The organism is Mesorhizobium sp. WSM4830, from assembly GCF_055811495.1.
This window is the reverse complement of the sequence record NZ_JBVVQI010000011.1, coordinates 22,914-42,330: the sequence shown is the minus strand read 5'-3', so window position 1 is coordinate 42,330 and position 19,417 is coordinate 22,914. Positions and strand designations below refer to the sequence as shown.

Here is a 19,417-nt window from a genome sequence, read left to right as displayed (position 1 = left end):
CGCTTAGGAAAATATGAACTTGGCGCGGTTGTCGACGATCCTGAGGGCGGTCAGCCGGCCGGTTTGGAAGGCGCCGGTATCTATGCCGAGCCGGCGTCCCTCGAGCTTCGGAACCTCGACCGGCGTATGTCCGTGCACGACATAGCGGTCGAGAAGATGCGCGGCGTCGAAAAACTCCGAGCGGATGTTGAGCAGGTCTTCCTCGTCCTGCGCGGCCAGTTCGATGCCGGGCCTGATGCCGGCATGAACGAACACGAATTTCGCCGAATAGACCATGACCGGCAGCGCGCGCATGAAGCCGACATGGCCGGCGGGGATGATCTCCCGAATGCGCCGGTCAACCTCGTCGCTTGACCCATAGAGATCGGCCATGCGCGACGGGTCGACGCCGTAGGAAAACAGCGTTTGCAGGCCGCCTATCGCCAGCCACGACTCTCTCGAAATGATCCCGTCGAGATAGTTCAGCATCACGACTTCGTGGTTGCCGGCAAGGCAGATGCGCTGGAAATCATGGAGCGGCGGCGCCAGCAGATGATCGAGCACACGCGCCGACTGAGGCCCACGATCGACGTAGTCGCCGAGCATGATGATCAGCTTTCTTCCTTCGAAGGGCACCGAATCGAGCAGGATCTTCTGCTCCAGGGCGCGGAGTTCCTTGTAGCAGCCATGCACGTCGCCGATCGCGTAGACGATTGTGCCCCGCATATCGATCTCCAGCCGCCGGCGTGCCGCGGCCTGGGGCTTTCTCGATCGCTGGAACAGGGTCACGTATGGCATCTCGCATGGCTGTGTGTGCGTCTCGATTCCGAAGCAACATGACGACACACCGCGTGGATACCATGTCTGGCGCCGGTCGTTCCATACCGGAGCTTCGGACGCAACTCGGCTTCGGCCTCTTACAGGCCGATGCCGCGGCGGTTCAGCGCGGCGGTGATCTCGTCGAGGATGGCCGGGTCGTCGATCGTTGCCGGCATGGCCCATTCCTCCTTGTCGGCGATCTTCTGCATGGTGCCGCGCAGGATCTTGCCGGAGCGCGTCTTAGGCAGGCGCTTGATCGTCACCACCGTCTTGAAGGCAGCGACCGGGCCGATCCGGTCGCGCACCAGCGTGACCACCTCGTTTTCGATGATGCCGGCGTCGCGGTCGACGCCGGCATTCAGCACGACGAAGCCGAGTGGAACCTGGCCTTTCATAGCATCGGCAATACCGACGACGGCGCATTCGGCAACGTCGGGATGCGCGGCCAGCACCTCCTCCATGGCACCGGTCGACAGCCGGTGGCCGGCGACATTGATGATGTCGTCGGTGCGGGCCATGACATAGAGATAGCCGTCATCGTCCATCATGCCGGCATCCGCGGTTTTGTAGAAGCCGGGGAACTCCTCGAGATAGGCTTGGCGAAACCGCTCGTCGGCATTCCACAGCGTCGGCAGGCAGCCGGGGGGCAACGGCAATCTCACCACGACATTGCCAAGCGTGCCGCGCTTGACCTCATGCCCGGCATCGTCCAGCACGCGGATGTCGTAGCCGGGCATCGGCACGCCGGGCGAGCCGTATTTGACCGGCAACAGGCCCAGTCCGGCGGGGTTGATCGTCATCGGCGAGCCTGTTTCCGTCTGCCACCAATGGTCGACCACCGGCACGTTCAATTTCTGCTCCGCCCATTTGATGGTTTCCGGATCGGCGCGCTCGCCGGCGAGGAACAGCGTGCGGAATTTGGACAGGTCGTATTTCGGGACGAATTCGCCTTTCGGGTCCTGTCCTTTGATGGCGCGAAAGGCGGTTGGTGCGGTGAAAATTGCGACCACGCCATGCTCGGCGATCACACGCCAATAGGTGCCGGCGTCGGGCGTGCCGACCGGCTTGCCTTCAAACAGCACGGTCGTGCAGCCATGCAGCAGCGGGCCGTAGACGATGTAGGAATGGCCGACCACCCAGCCGACATCGGAAGCCGCCCAGAACACTTCGCCCGGCTTGACGCCGAACTCGTTTTCCATCGACCATTTCAGCGCGACCATATGGCCGCCATTGTCGCGCACGATTCCCTTCGGCTGGCCGGTCGTCCCCGACGTGTAAATGATGTAGAGCGGATCGGTGGCAAGCACCGGAACGCAGTCGACATTGGCGCCGGCGGCCCGCTCACGCGCCACGGCGTCGGCATAGTCGATGTCGTAGTTTGCCCTGAGCTCGCAGCGCAATTGGTCGCGCTGCAGGATGAGGCAGCTTTCCGGCTTGTGCCGCGACATCTCGATCGCCTTGTCGAGCAGCGGCTTATAGGCGACGACGCGCCCTGGTTCCAGGCCGCAGGAAGCGGAGATGATCAGCTTCGGCTTGGCGTCGTCGATGCGGGCGGCGAGCTCATGCGAGGCAAAGCCGCCGAAGACCACCGAATGCACGGCGCCGATCCGCGCGCAGGCAAGCATGGCGAAAGCTGCTTCCGGCACCATCGGCATGTAGATGATGACGCGATCGCCTTTTTGGATGCCACGATTCTTGAGCACCGAGGTCAGCGCGACCACCTCGCGCTTCAACTCGGCATACGTGAATTTCCTGATTGTGCCCGAAATCGCGCTGTCATGGATCAACGCGATCTGGTCGGCACGGCCGCCCGCCACATGACGATCGACGGCATTGAAGCAGGTGTTGCACGAGGCGCCGTTGAACCATCGGCCATAGACGCCGGCATTGGCGTCGAACACGGCCTCGAAGGGCGAGAACCAGTCGATTGCACTCGCCGCATCGGCCCAGAATTTTTCCGGGTCGCGTTTCCAGTCGTCATAGACCTCATGGTAGCGTGACGCCATCCAGCTTCCTCCCCAGGAATGTTTGCAGTCCTTGAAATAGCGTATGCTGCTTTCTGTAACCATGTATTTGTGCTTTACGTTTGCCGTCGTTCTAATTCGGCCGCAAATGCAGGGTCGTCGTGATCTGCGGGGCTGATATCGGCCGAATTTTCGACATGGGGGCAGGGCGCGATGAAACTGCGATACGGGCTTGAATTTGCCGCCGTTGCGACCCTGGCGGCGGTGCTCGCTTCAGCTGCTCAGGCCGGCGATGCGGCGGCACGGCGCATCATCGGCTTTTCGCCAGACGGTAACTACTTCGCCTTCGAACAGTACGGCACGCTCGATGCCGGTGCTTCGGATTCGGGCTGGTCGGAGATCGACATCATCGACACGCGCACCGATGAGTTCGCCGGCGGCAAGCCGATCGTCATCGTCGACGAGACGGAGGATGCGACACTGACGCTTGCGCAGGCGCGGGAGCGTGCCGCGGCGCAGGCGGCGCCCTTGCTGGCCAAATATGCCATAGCGCCGCGCGGCGAGCGGACGGGCTTAGACAAATTCACCTTTCCCGACGACCTGGTCGCCTACAACGACATTGCGCGCCTCGAGCAGGTTTCGCAGAAATGGCTTTCGCCGGCCTATGACGAGCTTGGCATCTCGACCATCCAGCTCGAGCAGATCCTTGCCGACAGCACGGCGGATTGTTCATCGAGTTTCGACGGGACGCAGCAAGGCGAAACGACCGGCAAGGCGCTCGGCTTTCGCCTGACGCTGCAGGGTCAGGACGGCAAGCCGATCAAGCTGCTGCATGAGGACAAGGCGGTGCCCGGTTTGAGGAATTGCCCGACTTCCTACAGCCTGTCGGAATCTTACGCATTCACCCCGGATGGGAAACCGGGCGTGCTTGTCGTGCTCGTGCAGCGCTTCAGCCAGGGATTTGAGGGACGTGACCGCCGTTTCCTCGCCGTGACTGGCCAGGTGCACTGAGGCAACGCGCTCAGAAGCTACCCGAGTTGTTGTCCCTAAAGCGGCAGCGCAGCGAGCATAAGGCCGACCCCGCCGACGATCAGCAAGGCGGCTGCCAGCACCTTTCCATGACGCTCGAAACCCGTCGGCGCCCGATCCCAATTGTAACGCATGCTCGAACTCCCCAAACCCGCAGATTCTTTATCTTACGCTGGGTGAGGAGGGCAACTGTCTGGTGATGTGCGGCGTTGCCGATGTCGGTTTTATCACCGACTATTTCTGGGGCATTCTCCGCCGCTACATGCCCCAGCGCAGCGCGGCCGTATGTACCGGGGCATCCCACCAAACAGCCGCCTCGTCGTCGAGCATGCTCAGCGTGATCGAACAGCCGGCCATGTCGAGCGAGGTCACATAGGACCCGACCAGCGACCGGGCCACCGTCACGCCGTGCTTCTCGAAGATTTTGCGGGCGCTGTTATACATCAGATAAAGCTCCATCAACGGTGTGCCGCCAAAGCCATTGACGAAGAGTAGCGCCTGGCCTCTGGCACCGTCGCCCAGGTCACCCAGGATTGCGGTACAGATCTCCTCGGTGATGGCATCGGCGCTCTTCAATGTGTCACGCCGCCTTCCCGGCTCGCCATGGATGCCGACCCCGAACTCCATCTCGCCGTCGCCGATGTCGAAGGTCGGCTTGCCCGCCGCCGGCACGGTGCAACTGGTCAGTGCCACGCCCATCGAGCGCGTCGCGCCGTTGATGCGCTCGCCCAGCGCCTTCAAAGACTCCAGTGGCATGCCTTGTTCGGCCGCCGCGCCGACGATTTTCTCGACCACCAGCGTACCGGCGACGCCGCGCCGGCCGGTGGTGTAGGACGAGTTTTCGACCGCGACGTCGTCATTGGTCACAATTTGCATCACGCCTTCCGTCATTTCAGCGGCCATGTCGAAATTCATCACGTCGCCCTCGTAGTTCTTGACGATGAACAGGCAGCCGGCGCCCGTATTGACGGCATCGGCGGCCCCCATCATCTGGTCAGGCGTCGGCGAGGTGAATACCTGGCCGGGGCAGGCGGCATCCAGCATGCCGTGCCCGACGAACCCGCCATGCAGCGGCTCGTGACCCGAGCCGCCGCCGGAGATCAGCGCCACCTTGCCCGGCTTGAGCACCTTGCGGCGGACAAATTTGTGCTCCTCGCCGAGCGCCAGGATATCGGCATGCGCGGCAACGAAGCCGTCGAGGCTCTCGGTCAGCACCGTATCGACCGAATTCAGAAATTTCTTCATGGCTGTCCTTCCGAAATAGCCCAGCGTCAGCTGCCCTTGCCGGCGATGCTGGTGATCTTCTGGATGAAATCATTGACCGCCCGGTCGAGCGCTGCATTCTGCTTATCGTCGCCGAAATCGGGAACGATCAGCGAGACATGCCGTGTCTTGCGCATGCCTGCAGCCAGCGACATCTTTCCCGGATGCGCCCGATGGTAGGCGTCAAGGAAATGATCGCGTTCGGCCGGGCTGAAATGGCAGACGGAGAAGATAGCCGGCAAATGCTTCGACGGGATGGGCGTCGAATAGGCGGGGCTGGAAATCTGCGTGACGAAGCTGCGATGCTTGCCCAGCGCATCGGCGAGGCGCTGGCGCATGCCGGACGGGCGCTGGTCGATCACCTGCGACAGGATCGTCTTGTAGGCGCGGATCGCCTCTTCGGGGCCGGATTGCGACGCTTTGTCTGACATGCCGGGGCCTAGATCGAAACGTCCGCGATGGCCGCCTTGGCCATCGCGAGTTGGGCGGGAGCGACGGAGAGGTCACGCAGGCCAGTTTCAAGCAGCGCCGGGATCGAGGCGGGGTCGCCGCCGGCGTCGCCACACAGGCTGACCGGGACATTATGCTCGCGGCCGAAGGCGGCAACCGAGGCGATCAGCCGGAGTACGGCCGGATGCCTGACCGAATTCAGATGTGCGACCGACGCATTGTCGCGAGCGGCGGCCATCACGTATTGGGTCAAATCATTCGAACCGATCGAGAAGAAGGCGGCCTTGGCGAATGCCTCCGGCGCAATCGCCACCGATGGCACCTCGACCATGATGCCAAGCGGCGGCATTTTTTGCGCGATGCCGCGCGCCAAAAGGTCAGCCTGCTCTTCCGCGAACAGCGCGGTGGCGTGTTCATACTCTTCCGGAACGGCGATCATCGGGAACATCACCTTCAGATTGCCGTGCATGGCGGCGCGTAGCAAGGCGCGGATCTGCACGCGAAAGACCTCTGGGCGCACCAGCGACAGCCTGATCCCGCGCAGGCCAAGGAATGGATTACCTTCCTCGACGGTCAGGCCCGGCACAGGCTTATCGCCGCCCGCATCGACGGTACGGATCGTCACCGGCTTGTCGCCTGCCCATTCCAACACTTTGCGGTAGGCGCGATATTGGGTCTCCTCGTCCGGCAGCGTCTTGCCGAACAGGAATTCGGTCCGCATCAGCCCGACACCGTCGCACGCCGCAGCATCGATGCTGTCGACATCGGATGGATCGGCAATATTCACCTGCACGCGGACCGCTATGCCGGTCTTCGTTGCTGCCGGCCTTGTCAGATAGGCTGCCGCTTTGCCGCGATGCGCTGCGAAAGCCAACGACGATCGTCGGAATGCATCGATCTCCGCTTTCGAAGGCGCCAACACGATGCCGCCATGTTCGGCATCGAGCAGAGCCATTCCGGCAAGGTGAGCCGGCGAAGCACCGGGCCCGGCCACCCCACGCGCCACGAGCCCAAGCCCCACCACCATTGGCACGCCGCGTGAGCGTGCCAGCATTGCGACATGACTTGCAGCACTTCCGGCCGTAAGTGCTATGCCGCCGCCGGCACTCCAGTCGGTCTCGAGGAAGCGCGTCGGTGCGATATCCTCGCCGTAGAAGATCGCACCCGCCGGTGCGGCAATGTCGCCGCCCCCGGTCAGCGCGCGTAGCACCTGGTCGCGTATATCGCGCATGTCGGCCGCGCGCGCCCGGAAATAGTCCTGGTCGGATGTTTCGTAGCCGGCGATCTCGGCGTCGAGCGCTGTTGGCCAAGCCACATCAGCAGCCATGCCCTCGACGATGTGCGCAAAGGCCGGACCGGTCAGCGCGTTGTCCTCCAGCATGGCGAGCTGGAATTCGAGGATCCCGGCCGCCTCGCTGTCGCTGGTTTCGATCAATGTCGCGAGCCGGCCTGCGGCAATGGAGATGGCGGCTTCAAGCGCCGCCTTCTCGTCCGCGGCAGTCGCCTTGCGGACATAACGCACAGCAGCCTGGTCCAGATCGAACAGCGGCCCCTCGGCATAGCCGGCCGATGCCGAAATGCCCTGCAGACTAAGCGGTTCGGGCATGGTCCTTGCCTTCGTCGAAATCGCGCCGCACCAGCTCGACCAGCGCGCCGACCGCCTCACCGGCGCCGTCCCCTCTGGCTCTGATATGCAGGACAGTACCTCTCGGCGCTTTCGCAGCCATTACCTTGACGATGCTCTTGGCGTCGAGCCACGGCCCGTTGGCGGCGAGTGCAATCTCGACGTCGGCCGAAAACGTCTTGGCAAGCTTGGTGAACTTCACCGAAGGACGCGCATGCAGTCCCACCTCATGGGTGATCAGGACGCTGGCTTCGGCTGCTGCGGACATGCTTGTCAAAATTCCCGTTCATTCACGACGGCGACAGTTCGTGCGCCGTCGCCACCACTTCCTTGAGCGAGGCGCCGCCGGAAGCCTCGGTCGCCGCCATCACCGCGCCTTCGACGATCGGCGCATTGCAGACGATGATCTTCTGGGCGCGTGGTTCGCCGATCATCTCGACCGCCATCTCGCTATTGGTCTCGGCACCGCCGAGATCGACGAGGATCGCGACACCCGCCTCCGACCAGGCCTTGTCGATGGCGCCCATGATCGCCTCGACATTGGTTCCCAGCCCGCCATGGCCGTTTCCGCCGCACCATGCAAGCGGCACTTCGTTGCCGACCATCTGCCGCACCATGTCGGCGGTGCCTTCGGCGACCAGCGGCGAATGCGATACGATGACGATGCCGACATTGCTCATGCGCGCCTCTCGATTGCTTCGGCTACGGCCCGCACCAGAAGGGCGGTCGAGCGTGCGCCGGCATCCATATGACCGATCGAACGGTCGCCAAGGAAGGAGGCGCGCCCACGCAGCGCCTTCATCGGCACGGTCGCGTCGGCCGCATTGTCGGCGATCTCGACGATGTCCGCTGCCGTCTTTCCCTCCAGCAGGGCCTCATGCACCGGCTGCAGCACGTCGAGCATGGTTTTTTGCCCGGCCTGCGACTTGCCTCGGGCGGCCACTGCTTCGATCGCCTTGCCGAAAGCCGCCGCCAGATCGGCGCGATCCGGCGCGGCGGGAATCTCCTTGCCGAGCGCCATGAACAGCGTGCCGAACAAGGGACCGGAGGCTCCGCCGACGGTCATCACCAGCTTGGTGCCGATCGCCTTCAGCGCCTCCGGCAACGGCTTTGCCGCGAACGCGCCGGCCTCGGCCCGCACTGCCTCGAAGCCGCGTTTCATGTTGAGCCCATGGTCGCCGTCGCCGATCGCCTGGTCGAGCCTGGTCAGCTCTTCGGCATGGGCGGCGATGGTGTTTGCCGTCGCCTCGATCAGCTTGGAGAGATCCGCTGCCGCCATGTCACCCATGCTCCTGGCCCCTGCGCTGCCGGCAGTACGAGAAAATTGCATATCCGGCAATTGAAGCATTCTTTTCCCCAGTCAAGCGGGTTCGAGCAACGCAGCGAGGGCAGTGAAGACCTCGGCGACGGCAAAGGCGCCCGGATCGACCACGCCGTCGAGCTGGCTGCCAATATAGGCGGACCGCCCGGCCTTGGCCTTGCGCATTGCAGCGGTGGCCTCGGCTCCGCTTCGCGCCGCGACCGCCGCATCTTCCAGACTCCCCCTATCCAGCGCCCTCAAGGCGGGTTCCAGGGCATCGATCATCGTGCGATCGCCGATCCTCGCTCCACCATAGAAGGACACCCGATCCAGGCCGGCGAGAAGCGCCTTGGGAAGCGTTTCGCCAGACTGCAGCGCCTGCGCGGCGGCGGTGAAGAAGATCGACAGCAGCACGCCGCTAGAGCCGCCCATACTGGCGCTCAGGATGTCGCCGACGGCGGCGAGCGTTGCGGCAGGGTCGGCGAGCGGCAGTGTCGCAATGCGGCCTAGCACGCTGCGCGCACCGGCCGCCACAGTCGATCCGGTGTCGCCGTCTCCAGCCTTGGCGTCCAGTCTGTTCAACGCGCCTTCAAGCGAGATCAGCCGTTCGCAGACCGCGACCACCAGCCGCTCGGTGCGCGCGTCCTGGCTGGCTTTCGACGCGTTGCCAAGGCTGGCGGCTTTTGCCATCGGCACGATGCTCATTGGGCCAACCGCTCTTGCCGGCAGCCAGGCGTGAGGACCTACCGGCGCCCGCAACGCCGCTTCGCGCGGCGCATCGAGCCGGATCAGCGACAGAGAAAAGCCGTTCATGTTGAGCGCCGTCATAAGCTGCCCAGGCCCGATCGTCAGCGTCACCTTTCGTGCCAGCGGTGATGCCAATACCGCATTGGCGACAAGCAACATTTCCAGCGGTGGCACCGAACCGAGATTGTTGATCAGCAAGGCGTAGTCGCTGGCGGGATCGAGCCGCGCGGCAAGGCGCTCCGACATGATCGCAACCAGTCTTTCGGCACTTTGTACCGCAATCCGCTCAACGCCCGGTTCGCCATGGATGCCGAGGCCGAGTTCAGCGTCGTCGGCGCCAAATCTTTCGTCATGGCTCTGGCCGGGGATCGAGCAGGACGACAGCGATATGCCGAGTGAAACGATATCCGCCACCGCGGCGCGCGCCGCAGCGGCAATCGTCGCCAGATCGTTGCCGGCTTCCGACAGATAGCCTGCGATCTTGTGCACGAACAAGGTGCCGGCAACGCCGCGCGGCTGGGCAATGTCCGGCAGGGCAATGTCGTCGGCGACGATCGCCATCTCGACGCGAAAGCCTTCCGCGCGCGCCTTCTCGGCGGCCAAGCCGAAGTTGAGGCGATCGCCGGTATAGTTCTTGACGATCAGCAGGCACCCGGCGGGACCGGTCACCGCGCGGATGGCGGCCAATACTGCTTCCACGCTCGGCGAAGCAAAGATCTCGCCCGAAACCGCCGCCGTCAGCATGCCCACGCCGACGAAACCGGCATGCGCGGGTTCGTGCCCGGCCCCGCCGCCGGAGATGATGCTGACCTTGGTCTTATCCCAGTCCGCGCGGAGAATGACCTTGATCTCGGGATAGCCGTCGAGGCGAGCGAGATCGCCGGCGCCGGTCGTGCCGAGAAAGCCGTCCAGGGCCTCAGTTACGATCGTATCCCTGCGATTGAAAAAATGCTTCATCGAATTGGTCCAGTCCGGTGCCCGAAATTGCCGGTTGAAAGGTGCCAGGAAAACACTCGCGCAGCACTCACATCAGCCGTCGCCCATCGGCGCCGAAATACAGCGGCGAGCGATAGCGGATCATGATCTTGTCGCCCTGCGCCAGATCGGTGTCGGGGTCGGTCAGCGTCACCAGCTTCCTGGTCCCCACCGTCACGTGCAGATGGTTCTGGTCGCCGAGATGCTCGACCCAATCGACGACGCCGTCGGCATGGCCGTTCGCCGCCTTCTCGATCGAAAGATGTTCGGTGCGCGCTCCGATCGTCCTGGTCCCCGTCGGCGCGCCGCCATCCGGCAGCAAGCCGACCGGCAACAAATTGATTGCCGGTTGGCCGAGCCTTGCCGCGACGTGAAGGTTTGCCGGCTCAGAATAGATCGTGCGCGGGGAACCGATCTGCACCAGCACGCCGTCGGCGAGGATGCCGATGCGGTCGGCCATGGTCATCGCTTCGATCTGGTCGTGTGTGACGTAGAGCATTGTGGCGCCGAGTTCGGCCTGGATGCGCTTCAGCTCGAGCCTGAGATCGGCACGCAGCTTGGCGTCGAGCGACGACAGCGGCTCGTCCATCAGGTAGATCGACGGCTTGCGCACCAGAGCGCGGCCGATGGCGACGCGCTGCATCTCGCCGCCCGACAGTTTGGTCGAGCGATTATTCAGCTTGTGGTGGATGCGCACCATCTTGGCCACGTCCTCGACACGGCGGCGGATCTGGTCCTCCGGCATTTTCCGCGCCGGCGAGCGCAGCGGAAAGGCGAGGTTGTCGTAAACCGACAGATGCGGATAGAGCGAATATTGCTGGAAGACGAAAGCGGTGTCGCGCTCGGCCGGCGACAGCGTCGTCGTGTCGTGGCCGGCAATATGGATCGAGCCCGCTTCGGGCCGCTCCAGCCCGGCGATCAGCCTGAGCGTCGTCGTCTTGCCGGCGCCGGTCGGCCCGAGTAGCACGACGAATTCCCCGTCGGCGATATGCAGGTCGAGATTGTCGACGGCGACATGCTCGCCAAAAGCCTTGGTCACGCCTTTGATGTGAACGTCAGCCATGATGCGCTCTCCCCTGGGAGGCCGAGTCATGGATTTCGGTGCGCACCGCACGGCCGGATCCTTTTGCGAACAGCGACAGCCGCGCGCTGCTCAGCGCCAGGCCGACATGATCGCCCGGATTGAGCCGGATTTCGGCCGGCACCCTGGCCTTGATGATGCCGTCTGCCGTCTCGACCGCCACGATCTGAGTGGTGCCGAGATATTCGGTGCCATAAATGGCGCCGCGCAGCTTCGAAGCGTCGTCGAAACGGATGTGCTCCGGTCGGATGCCAAGCGCCATCTCGGCCGGCGCGACATCCTCGCGCACCTCCGGCACCGCCACCTTCGCGCCTTGCACAACAATTTCCCTGACGCCCTTTGAAAGCCCGCCGCCGAAGCCGAGGAAATTCATCGGCGGCGAGCCGATGAAGTCGGCGACGAACATCGTTGCCGGCCGATCGTAGATCTCACGCGGCGTGCCGAACTGCTCGATGACGCCGTGGTTCATCACCGCGATCTTGTCGGCCATCGACATCGCTTCCATCTGGTCATGCGTGACATAGACGGTGGTGGCGTGGATGCGGTTGTGCAGTTCGCGCAGCTCATGGACCATCAAATCGCGGAATTCAGTATCAAGGGTCCCCAGCGGCTCGTCCATCAGAAAACACTTTGGCCGCCGTACGATGGCGCGGCCGAGCGCCACGCGCTGGCGATCGCCGCCGGCTAGCCCGGAGACCGATTTGTTGAGCAGATGGTCGATCCGCAAAAGCTTCGCCGTCTCTTCCACCCTGGCCCGGATTTCAGCGCCTGGCATGCCTTGCGCCAGCAGTGGAAAGCCGATGTTCTTCCGCACATTCATGTGCGGATAGAGCGCGAACAGCTGGAATACGAAGGCAATGTCGCGCTCGCGGGCACGCCGCATGGTGACGTCCTCGCCGCCAAGCAGGATCTTGCCGCCGGTCGGCAGTTCGAGCCCGGCGATCATACGAAGCGTCGTCGTCTTGCCGCAGCCCGACGGCCCTAGCATGACGAAGAATTCGCCGTCCTCGACGACGAAGTTGGAATCCTGCACAGCGACGAAATCGCCGAATGCCTTCCTCAGATGTTCGACCCTGATCTCGGCCATCGTCTACTCCGGAAATTTCGAGACGACGATGAACATCGCCGTGCCCGCAAGCATGGTGATGAAGGAATAGGTGTAGAGCACCAGTGCGAAGGGCTGGAACAGCATCAGGAAGCCGATCGCGATGATCGCGGTGGCGACGTTTTCCATCAGCCCGCGCCTGGCCCAAACGGGCCAGCGCGATTTGCGTTTTGCTGTCAGGTTCATTTGCGCACCGCGCCAAAGGTGATGCCGCGCAGCAACTGCTTGCGAAGCAGGATGGTGAAGACCAGGATCGGCACCAGGAAGATCGTCGTGCCGGCAGCGACCGCCGGCCAGTCCTGGCCGCCTTCGCCGATGATGGTTGGGATGAAGGGCGGCGCGGTCTGCGCCGTGCCCGAAGTCAGCAGCGCGGCGAAGGCATATTCGTTCCAGGCAAAGATCAGGCAGAAGATGGCTGTTGCGGCAATGCCGGTAGTCGCCTGCGGCAGTACGGTGCGCCAGAACGCCTGCAGCCGCGTATAGCCGTCGATCATCGCCGCTTCTTCATACTCGCGCGGGATCTCGTCGATAAAGCCTTTCAGCAGCCACACCGCCAAGGACACGTTGACTGCCGTATAAAGCAGGATCATGCCGAGCGCCGTGTCCGACAGGCCAAGCTCGCGATACATCAGGTAGATGGGAATCGCGACGGCGATCGGTGGCATCATCCGTGTCGACAGGATGAAGAACAGAAGGTCGTCGGCGAGCGGTACCTTGAAGCGCGAAAAACCATAGGCCGACAGCGTGCCGAGGAACACCGCGCAAAACGTCGAGCCGAAGGCGATGATCAGCGAATTGACGAAGCGCGGCATGAAGTTGGACGGGCCGGCGATCACCATGTTGCGCTTGCGCACCGTCTCGTCGCACAGGCCCGTCGCCGGTCCAAGCGAGTTGATGTATTCCGGCGTCTGCCTGGTCCGTGTCGTGAACAGGTTGCAGTAGCCTTCAACGCTCGGCTGAAACAGGATCTTCGGCGGATAGGCGATAGAATCCGGCGGCGTCTTGAAGCTGGTGGCGAAGATCCACAGCAGCGGCACGATCGAGATCAGCGCGTAGGCGACGATGATCGTGCCGGCGACGCGCTTCGACGTGGCCGACGGTGCGACAACGGAGTGGGCTGACGTCAGGCTCATCTCTGCTTCACCTTGTTGAGCGCCTTGACGTAGATGTTGGCCAGCCCGAACACCGCGACGAACAGGATGATGGCGAAGGCCGAGGAATAGCCCGTCCGCCAGCTTTCGAAGGCCTGCCGCTTCAGCGTGATCGAGGCCACTTCGGTGGTCGATCCCGGCCCGCCGCCGGTGAGCAAATTGACCATGTCGAACATCTTGAAGTTCTCGATGCCGCGAAACAGCACCGCCAGCATGATGAAGGGCAGCGCCATCGGCAGTGTGATCGACCAGAACTGCCGCCAGTTGGAGGCACGGTCGACCTCGGCCGCCTCGTAGATGTATTCGGGGATCGAGCGCAGGCCGGCGAGGCAGATCAGCATCACGTAAGGCGTCCACATCCAGGTGTCGACGATGATGATCGACCATGGCGCCAGTGACACGTTGGAGAGCATGCTGATTTCGGTTGCTGGTATGCCGGTGACGAACGAAACGGCGTAGGCGAACAGCCCGATCTGCGGCTCGTAGAGGAAGCGCCAGAAATTGCCGACCACCGCCGGCGACAGCATCATCGGCACCAGGATGATAGTCGTCCAGAAGGCGTGGCCACGAAACTTGCGGTCGATCAGCCAGGCCAGCGTAAAGCCGATCAGCGTCTGCAGCAGGATGGTCCAGAACACGAAATGCGCCGTCGTCTGCATGGCGATCCAGATGTCCTGGTCAGCGAGGATGCGCTGGTAGTTCGCCAGCCCAAGGTTTTTCACAACCTCGTTGGGCCGATTGGCGCGAAAATTGGTGAAGGACAGATAGATTGCCCAGAACAGCGGAAAGATGTTGATGGCTAGAAGCAACAGGATCGTCGGCGAGATGAACAGCCAGGCGAGGCCCTTGTCGCTGATGCCCCGGACCTTGCGGGCCAACGGCTCAGGCGTAGCCCGGGCAACGCTGTCCGCCGTCCGATTGAGCATGGTCAGTCCTGCTTCGGTCACTTGGATCGTCTCGACAATGGAATTTATCTGAACTGTGTCCCGTGCCAAGGGTGGCACGGGACGGTTCGGTCATGGGCTCGGGAGGAGCCGTTTACATCTTGCCGTCGTCCTGGAAGACCTCGGTCCAGTCCTTGACGAGGCCGTCGAGCGCATCTTTGGCCGAGCCTTGCCCGGCAACGACATAGTCGTGGAAACGCTTCTGCGATGCCTGCAGCAGCGGCGCGTAGCTCGGCTCCGCCCAGAAGTCCTTCACGATTGCCATCGAGTCGAGGAAGGTCTGCGCATAGGGCTGGCTGGCCGGGAAGCCCGGGTCCTTGACGACCGCGTTGAGGCAGGAATAGCCGCCGAGCGACCACCATTTGGACTGCACGTCCTTGTTGGCGAACCATTTGATGTATTTGAGCGCGGCTTCCTGCTTGTCGGAATAGGAGACCACCGAGATGCCCTGGCCGCCGAGCTGGGCGAACTGGTCGCCGTCCGGACCTTTGGGATTGACGAAATAGCCGATCTTATCGCCGCCGACATTCTCGTCCTTCTGCAGGCCTGGCCAGGTGAAGGCGAAGTTCATATGCATCGCCACCTGGCCGGATTTGAAGGCATCGACGCCTTCGCCCATGTAGCTGTTCGAGGCGCCGGGAGGGGTGCAGCAATCGTAGAGGGCTTTGTAGAACTCCAGGCCCTTCACCGATTTATCGGAGTTGACGAACCCTTCCATTTCGTAGGGCTTTTTCGGGTTTTCGTACTGGAAGCCGAAGCTGTAGAGTACGTCCATGGCACCCATGGTGATGCCTTCCGAGCCGCGCTCGGTGTAGATCGACGCGCCATAGACGGTCTTGCCGTCGATCTCGCGCTTCTGGAAGAATTCGGCGATCTGCTTCAGCTGGTCGAAGGTCGTCGGCGGGCCGAGATCCCAGCCGTACTTTTCCTTGAATTCCTTCTGCAGCTCCGGCTTGGAGAACCAGTCCTTGCGGTAAGTCCAGCCGACGACGTCGCCCATGGCCGGCAGCGCCCAGTAATTCGGCGAGTTCTTCGGCCATTCCGAGTAGCCGACGACGGTCGCCGGCACGAAATCGTCCATGCTGATCTTCTCCTTGTCGAAGAAGTCGTTCAGCTTGACGTAGTGGCCGTTCTCGGCGGCGCCGCCGATCCACTGGCTGTCGCCGATGATCAGGTCGCACAGCTTGCCGTGCGAATTCAGCTCGTTGAGAAAGCGATCGGCATAGTTGGTCCACGGCACGAATTCGAATTTCATGCCGATGCCGGTTTCCTTGGTGAAGTCCTTGGACAATTCCACAAGCGCGTTGGCCGGGTCCCAGGCTGCCCAGCAAAGCGTCAGATCTTCTGCCTGCGCGACGTTCGAAACGGCTGTCGACGCAAAGAGTGTCGATGCCAGTCCCAACGCCAATTTCAAGGTCGATTTCATTGCCTTCCTCCCATTTGCGAAACGCGTCCGGATGACGGTCTCAAGAGCCCGCTAAACCCCTCCTCCGGGGCCCAAACACAACGATGCGGCAACGCACCGGATGTTTAGTAATTTGTTTAGTGATGCAATTTTTACTAAACAAGGCAAGCGAATTCGTTGCTGCATCGCAGCATGCTGGATAGGAAGCAACGTGAGAAGTTGCGGCGGCCTGCCTAGGTTACCGTCTTGTTGCTGACCGCCACCGGACGGATCACTGGGGCCGGCGGCAGCAGGGCGCGGATGTCGGCGAAGGGGAAGACCGGCTCGAAGCGGAAGGCCTCGGCGAACGATCCGGCTGGGCCGTTGCACTGGCCGGCGCGAAAGGCGTTCTGCGTGCGCGCCGCGTCGACGAAACGCTCGGGATCCTGCGACTGATGCGCCCGGATGGCGTCCGCCTTGAGATCGAAATGCCTGGAGATATCGACATAGTGCGTTGGCGAAAACCCGGTGCCGCCGAACGTGTCGGCATGCAGCACCGGCACCGAGAATGACGCTGCGATGCGCACGCCGTCCGACAGCGCGCGATGGTCGCCGTGATAATCGTTCGGCGCATGGGTGATCGCCAGATCCGGCCCTATCTCGCCGATCAGTGCTTTCAGCGCCCCGATCAGCGCGGCATCGGCGACCAGTGCGCCATCGGGAAAATCGAGAAAGCGCGGCGTCACGCCAAGCAAGCCGGCCGCCGCCATCGCCTCCTTGCGGCGCGTGCGGATAAGTGCGGCCGGATCGCCATAGCCGCCCCTGGCGCCATCGGTGGCTATGGCAAAAAAGAGTTCTGCGCCTTGCGCGGCATAGGCCGCCATCGTACCGAACACGAAGATTTCGATGTCGTCCGGATGCGCGCCAAGCGCCAGTATCTTCACTCTCATCTCTCCCGGAAACGGAAAAACGTGCCCAACGGAATTCTGCTCGCTCTCATCGCCTATGCAAGCTATTCGTGCAGCGACGCCGTTGTCAAAAGCCTGGGCGGGCAGTTCAACGTCTTCGAGATCGGCTTCTTCTCGACATTGTTTGCCGGCTGCTTTCTGCTCTTTGCCAGGCCGGCAGGCGAGCGCTGGCGCGATTTCTGGCGCACGAGCCGGCCGTGGGCGGTACAGGCCCGCGCCTGGGCCGGCATAGCCTCGGGCGTGCTCAGCGTCTATGCCTTCACCACCATCCCGCTGGCAGAAGTCTATGCGCTGATCTTCCTGGCGCCACTGTTCGTCACCATCCTGGCCACGCTGGTCCTCAAGGAGAAGGTCGGCCCATGGCGGTGGCTGGCGGTCGTCGCCGGCTTTGCCGGGGTCATGCTGGTCGTCAGGCCTGGTTTTCGCGAGTTGCAGCTTGGCCATCTGGCGGCGTTCATCATCGCCTTCCTGGCCGCCACCAATGTCATCCTGATGCGTTCGCTCGCCGCGCAGGAAAAGCGCACGACGATGCTCGGCGTGCTGATCGGCTACGGCCTGCTCTTCAACGGCGTCGGTGCGGCGGCTACGTCGTTCTCGCTGCCGGATGGCAGGCAATGGGCCTGGCTGGTACTGGCCGGCGCCTTCACCGCCGGCGGCCAGCTGCTGCATCTGCTGGCGGTCAAATACGCACCGGCCAACCGCATCGCGCCGACGCATTACTCGCAGATCGTCTGGGCGGTGGTTCTAGGCGCGCTGTTCTTCAGGGAATATCCTGATTTTCTATCGCTGGTCGGGCTCGCTGTGGTCGGCGGTTCCGGCCTGCTGACGATGGTGCGCGAGGAGGTGCGGCTCGGCACGGTGCGCTGGAACCCGTTTTCGCGGATCAGGCTTTGAGTCGGCGCCGAGGTTGCGCCGCGACCGCCACCGCTGATATGCGATCGGCGCCAACTGGCTGCACATCCTTGGGACAATGACCACAAAACCCTTGCCGGAACTGCCGGTCTCCGCTGTCTTGCCGGCGCTCAATGAAGCGCTCGGCCGTGGCAATAGCGCCGTGCTGGTGGCGCCGCCCGGCGCCGGCAAGACGACGCTGGTTCCATTGGCGCTGCTCGACGCTGAATGGCTCGGCGCCGGAAAGATCATTCTGCTCGAGCCGCGCCGCCTAGCCGCCCGCGCTGCCGCCCGCCGCATGGCCGAATTGCTCGGCCAAGAGCCCGGCGAAACCGTCGGCTATGCCATGCGCATGGAAAACCGCACTTCCGCAAAGACCAGGATTCTCGTCGTCACCGAAGGCGTGCTGTCCCGCATGATCCTCGACGATCCCGAACTGCCCGGTGTCGCGGCGGTGTTGTTCGACGAGTTCCACGAACGCTCGCTCGACGGCGATTTCGGGCTGGCGCTGGCGCTCGACGTGCAAAGTGCGCTGAGGCCCGAACTCAGATTGCTGGTGATGTCGGCGACGCTCGACGGCGCGCGTGTCGCAAGACTGCTGTCCGGCGCGCCGGTGATCGAGAGCGCAGGCCGCGCCTTTCCGGTCGATGTCCGCTATGACGAGCGGCCGGCCGGCGTCACCATCGAGGATGCCATGGCCAGGGTGATCCGCTCGGCGCTTGCCGGGGAGCAGGGCAGCGTGCTCGCTTTCCTGCCCGGCCAACGCGAGATCGAGCGCACCACCGAGCGGCTGGCGGGCAAGGTCGGCGCCGACACCGACATCGTGCCGCTCTACGGCATGCTCGACAACAAGGCGCAGGACGCGGCGATCAAGCCGGCGCCGCCCGGCCGCCGCAAGGTCGTGCTGGCGACGTCGATCGCCGAAACCTCCATCACCATCGACGGCGTGCGCGTCGTCATCGATTCCGGCCTGTCGCGGCTGCCGCGCTATGAGCCGGCGAGCGGCCTGACGCGGCTGGAGACGGTACGTGCTTCCCGCGCTTCCGCCGACCAGCGCGCCGGCCGTGCCGGGCGCACGCAGCCGGGCGTCGCCATCCGGTTATGGCGGGCCGAGCAGACGGCGGCCCTGCCGCCCTTCACGCCGCCGGAAATCCTCGAGGCCGATCTTTCCGGCCTGTTGCTCGATTGCGCCGCGTTCGGCGTCGCCGATCCGACCAGCCTGTCCTTCCTCGACTCCCCGCCGGCTCCGGCGCTCACCGAGGCTAGGGCGCTGCTGCGCGCGCTCGATGCTGTCGATGCGGCAGGCCGCCTGACGGAAGCCGGTGCCGCGATGCGCAGGCTGGCGCTACCGGTTCGGCTCGCCCATATGGTCGCCGAGGCGGCAAGGACCGGACAGGCGCTCGAGGCGGCGATGCTCGCCGTGCTGCTCACTGAGCGTGGCCTTGGCGGCGATGGCGCCGATCTCGAACGGCGGCTGATGCGCTTTCACGCCGAAAGATCGCCGCGTGCCACCGCTGCCCGGCAGCTGGCCGAGAGATTGGCAAAGCAGGCTTCACCCTACCCCTTGAGGGGAGGGTCGATCCGCGAAGCGGAGCGGGGTGGGGTCGGGTCGGGCACGCCATCGCCGGGGGGGGCCCCCCCCCCCCCCCCCGCCGCGGGGGGGGGGGCCCCCCCCCCCCCCCCCCCCCCCCCCCCCCCCCCCACCCCCCCCCCCCCCCCCCCCCCCCCCCCCCCACGAAGATG

General features: G+C 63.7%; 19 protein-coding genes. 3 read left to right on the top strand and 16 right to left on the bottom strand.

The features are described from left to right. Positions 1-3 precede the first annotated feature (3 nt). Positions 4-705 carry a metallophosphoesterase family protein gene (locus AC0L2Y_RS15940; RefSeq protein WP_473557594.1) on the bottom strand — a complete coding sequence of 234 codons (702 nt, stop codon included), beginning with the start codon at positions 703-705 and terminating at the stop codon, positions 4-6. A gap of 191 nt (positions 706-896) precedes the next feature. Continuing rightward, positions 897-2,804 carry a propionyl-CoA synthetase gene (locus AC0L2Y_RS15935; RefSeq protein ID WP_473557592.1) on the bottom strand — a complete coding sequence of 636 codons (1,908 nt, stop codon included), beginning with the start codon at positions 2,802-2,804 and terminating at the stop codon, positions 897-899. A gap of 171 nt (positions 2,805-2,975) precedes the next feature. Here AC0L2Y_RS15935 and AC0L2Y_RS15930 point away from each other — a divergent pair, with 171 nt between their 5' ends. After that, on the top strand, positions 2,976-3,773 hold the full coding sequence (locus tag AC0L2Y_RS15930; RefSeq protein ID WP_473557590.1) for a DUF2259 domain-containing protein: 798 nt from the start codon (positions 2,976-2,978) through the stop codon (positions 3,771-3,773). Positions 3,774-4,049: 276 nt separating this feature from the next. On the opposite strand, the gene dhaK is transcribed toward AC0L2Y_RS15930, so the two are convergent. The 14 genes from dhaK to AC0L2Y_RS15860 form a co-directional block, all read right to left on the bottom strand. Further along, a complete protein-coding gene (gene dhaK, locus AC0L2Y_RS15925; RefSeq protein ID WP_473557587.1) occupies positions 4,050-5,036 on the bottom strand; it encodes a dihydroxyacetone kinase subunit DhaK in 987 nt (328 codons plus the stop codon). Between the two features lie 26 nt (positions 5,037-5,062). Then, positions 5,063-5,485 carry a hypothetical protein gene (locus AC0L2Y_RS15920; protein WP_473557585.1) on the bottom strand — a complete coding sequence of 141 codons (423 nt, stop codon included), beginning with the start codon at positions 5,483-5,485 and terminating at the stop codon, positions 5,063-5,065. An 8-nt stretch (positions 5,486-5,493) separates the two neighbouring features. Beyond that, a complete protein-coding gene (gene ptsP / locus AC0L2Y_RS15915; protein WP_473557582.1) occupies positions 5,494-7,110 on the bottom strand; it encodes a phosphoenolpyruvate--protein phosphotransferase in 1,617 nt (538 codons plus the stop codon). Next, positions 7,094-7,396, bottom strand: coding sequence for an HPr family phosphocarrier protein (locus AC0L2Y_RS15910; RefSeq protein WP_473557580.1), 303 nt, complete (start codon positions 7,394-7,396; stop codon positions 7,094-7,096). Before AC0L2Y_RS15910 ends, ptsP begins: the two co-directional genes overlap by 17 nt. Before the next feature lie 22 nt (positions 7,397-7,418). Next, entirely contained in the window at positions 7,419-7,808 is a 390-nt protein-coding gene (dhaM, locus tag AC0L2Y_RS15905) for a dihydroxyacetone kinase phosphoryl donor subunit DhaM (protein WP_292659370.1), read from the bottom strand. Then, positions 7,805-8,407, bottom strand: a complete 603-nt coding sequence (dhaL, locus tag AC0L2Y_RS15900) for a dihydroxyacetone kinase subunit DhaL (protein ID WP_352487980.1) — start codon at positions 8,405-8,407, stop codon at positions 7,805-7,807. Before dhaL ends, dhaM begins: the two co-directional genes overlap by 4 nt. 81 nt (positions 8,408-8,488) lie before the next feature. Next, complete coding sequence (locus tag AC0L2Y_RS15895; RefSeq protein ID WP_352487981.1) at positions 8,489-10,132, bottom strand: dihydroxyacetone kinase subunit DhaK; 1,644 nt, start codon at positions 10,130-10,132, stop codon at positions 8,489-8,491. Positions 10,133-10,199: 67 nt separating this feature from the next. Beyond that, the gene (locus AC0L2Y_RS15890) at positions 10,200-11,213 is read right to left on the bottom strand and encodes an ABC transporter ATP-binding protein (RefSeq protein ID WP_473557577.1); all 1,014 of its coding nucleotides are present in this window, start codon (positions 11,211-11,213) and stop codon (positions 10,200-10,202) included. Beyond that, positions 11,206-12,318 (bottom strand): ABC transporter ATP-binding protein, encoded by a 1,113-nt coding sequence (locus tag AC0L2Y_RS15885; RefSeq protein WP_473557575.1) that lies wholly within the window; start codon positions 12,316-12,318, stop codon positions 11,206-11,208. Before AC0L2Y_RS15885 ends, AC0L2Y_RS15890 begins: the two co-directional genes overlap by 8 nt. A 3-nt stretch (positions 12,319-12,321) precedes the next feature. Beyond that, a complete protein-coding gene (locus tag AC0L2Y_RS15880) occupies positions 12,322-12,522 on the bottom strand; it encodes a hypothetical protein (protein WP_352487984.1) in 201 nt (66 codons plus the stop codon). After that, positions 12,519-13,469 (bottom strand): carbohydrate ABC transporter permease, encoded by a 951-nt coding sequence (locus AC0L2Y_RS15875; protein WP_023717959.1) that lies wholly within the window; start codon positions 13,467-13,469, stop codon positions 12,519-12,521. Before AC0L2Y_RS15875 ends, AC0L2Y_RS15880 begins: the two co-directional genes overlap by 4 nt. Further along, positions 13,466-14,413: a carbohydrate ABC transporter permease gene (locus AC0L2Y_RS15870; RefSeq protein ID WP_473557839.1), complete on the bottom strand. Its 948-nt coding sequence runs from the start codon at positions 14,411-14,413 to the stop codon at positions 13,466-13,468. The genes AC0L2Y_RS15875 and AC0L2Y_RS15870 overlap by 4 nt, the downstream gene beginning before the upstream one ends. Before the next feature lie 112 nt (positions 14,414-14,525). Next, a complete protein-coding gene (locus tag AC0L2Y_RS15865) occupies positions 14,526-15,857 on the bottom strand; it encodes an ABC transporter substrate-binding protein (RefSeq protein ID WP_473557573.1) in 1,332 nt (443 codons plus the stop codon). 212 nt (positions 15,858-16,069) lie between these two features. Next, complete coding sequence (locus AC0L2Y_RS15860; protein ID WP_473557570.1) at positions 16,070-16,759, bottom strand: PIG-L deacetylase family protein; 690 nt, start codon at positions 16,757-16,759, stop codon at positions 16,070-16,072. A 27-nt stretch (positions 16,760-16,786) separates the two neighbouring features. On the opposite strand from AC0L2Y_RS15860, the gene AC0L2Y_RS15855 reads away from it, so the two are divergent. Both AC0L2Y_RS15855 and hrpB read left to right on the top strand, forming a co-directional pair. Further along, complete coding sequence (locus tag AC0L2Y_RS15855; RefSeq protein ID WP_352487988.1) at positions 16,787-17,677, top strand: DMT family transporter; 891 nt, start codon at positions 16,787-16,789, stop codon at positions 17,675-17,677. Between the two features lie 76 nt (positions 17,678-17,753). Next, positions 17,754-19,417, top strand: a 1,664-nt coding sequence (gene hrpB, locus AC0L2Y_RS15850) for an ATP-dependent helicase HrpB (protein ID WP_473557568.1), incomplete at its 3' end; no start/stop codon positions are given.

Bases quoted from the DNA above. Each gene is read 5' to 3' on its own strand.
- AC0L2Y_RS15940 (WP_473557594.1), bottom strand. From the start codon at position 705: ATGCGGGGCACAATCGTCTACGCGATCGGCGACGTGCATGGCTGCTAC.
- AC0L2Y_RS15935 (WP_473557592.1), bottom strand. From the start codon at position 2,804: ATGGCGTCACGCTACCATGAGGTCTATGACGACTGGAAACGCGACCCG.
- AC0L2Y_RS15930 (WP_473557590.1), top strand. From the start codon at position 2,976: ATGAAACTGCGATACGGGCTTGAATTTGCCGCCGTTGCGACCCTGGCG.
- dhaK (WP_473557587.1), bottom strand. From the start codon at position 5,036: ATGAAGAAATTTCTGAATTCGGTCGATACGGTGCTGACCGAGAGCCTC.
- AC0L2Y_RS15920 (WP_473557585.1), bottom strand. From the start codon at position 5,485: ATGTCAGACAAAGCGTCGCAATCCGGCCCCGAAGAGGCGATCCGCGCC.
- ptsP (WP_473557582.1), bottom strand. From the start codon at position 7,110: ATGCCCGAACCGCTTAGTCTGCAGGGCATTTCGGCATCGGCCGGCTAT.
- AC0L2Y_RS15910 (WP_473557580.1), bottom strand. From the start codon at position 7,396: ATGTCCGCAGCAGCCGAAGCCAGCGTCCTGATCACCCATGAGGTGGGA.
- dhaM (WP_292659370.1), bottom strand. From the start codon at position 7,808: ATGAGCAATGTCGGCATCGTCATCGTATCGCATTCGCCGCTGGTCGCC.
- dhaL (WP_352487980.1), bottom strand. From the start codon at position 8,407: ATGGCGGCAGCGGATCTCTCCAAGCTGATCGAGGCGACGGCAAACACC.
- AC0L2Y_RS15895 (WP_352487981.1), bottom strand. From the start codon at position 10,132: ATGAAGCATTTTTTCAATCGCAGGGATACGATCGTAACTGAGGCCCTG.
- AC0L2Y_RS15890 (WP_473557577.1), bottom strand. From the start codon at position 11,213: ATGGCTGACGTTCACATCAAAGGCGTGACCAAGGCTTTTGGCGAGCAT.
- AC0L2Y_RS15885 (WP_473557575.1), bottom strand. From the start codon at position 12,318: ATGGCCGAGATCAGGGTCGAACATCTGAGGAAGGCATTCGGCGATTTC.
- AC0L2Y_RS15880 (WP_352487984.1), bottom strand. From the start codon at position 12,522: ATGAACCTGACAGCAAAACGCAAATCGCGCTGGCCCGTTTGGGCCAGG.
- AC0L2Y_RS15875 (WP_023717959.1), bottom strand. From the start codon at position 13,469: ATGAGCCTGACGTCAGCCCACTCCGTTGTCGCACCGTCGGCCACGTCG.
- AC0L2Y_RS15870 (WP_473557839.1), bottom strand. From the start codon at position 14,413: ATGCTCAATCGGACGGCGGACAGCGTTGCCCGGGCTACGCCTGAGCCG.
- AC0L2Y_RS15865 (WP_473557573.1), bottom strand. From the start codon at position 15,857: ATGAAATCGACCTTGAAATTGGCGTTGGGACTGGCATCGACACTCTTT.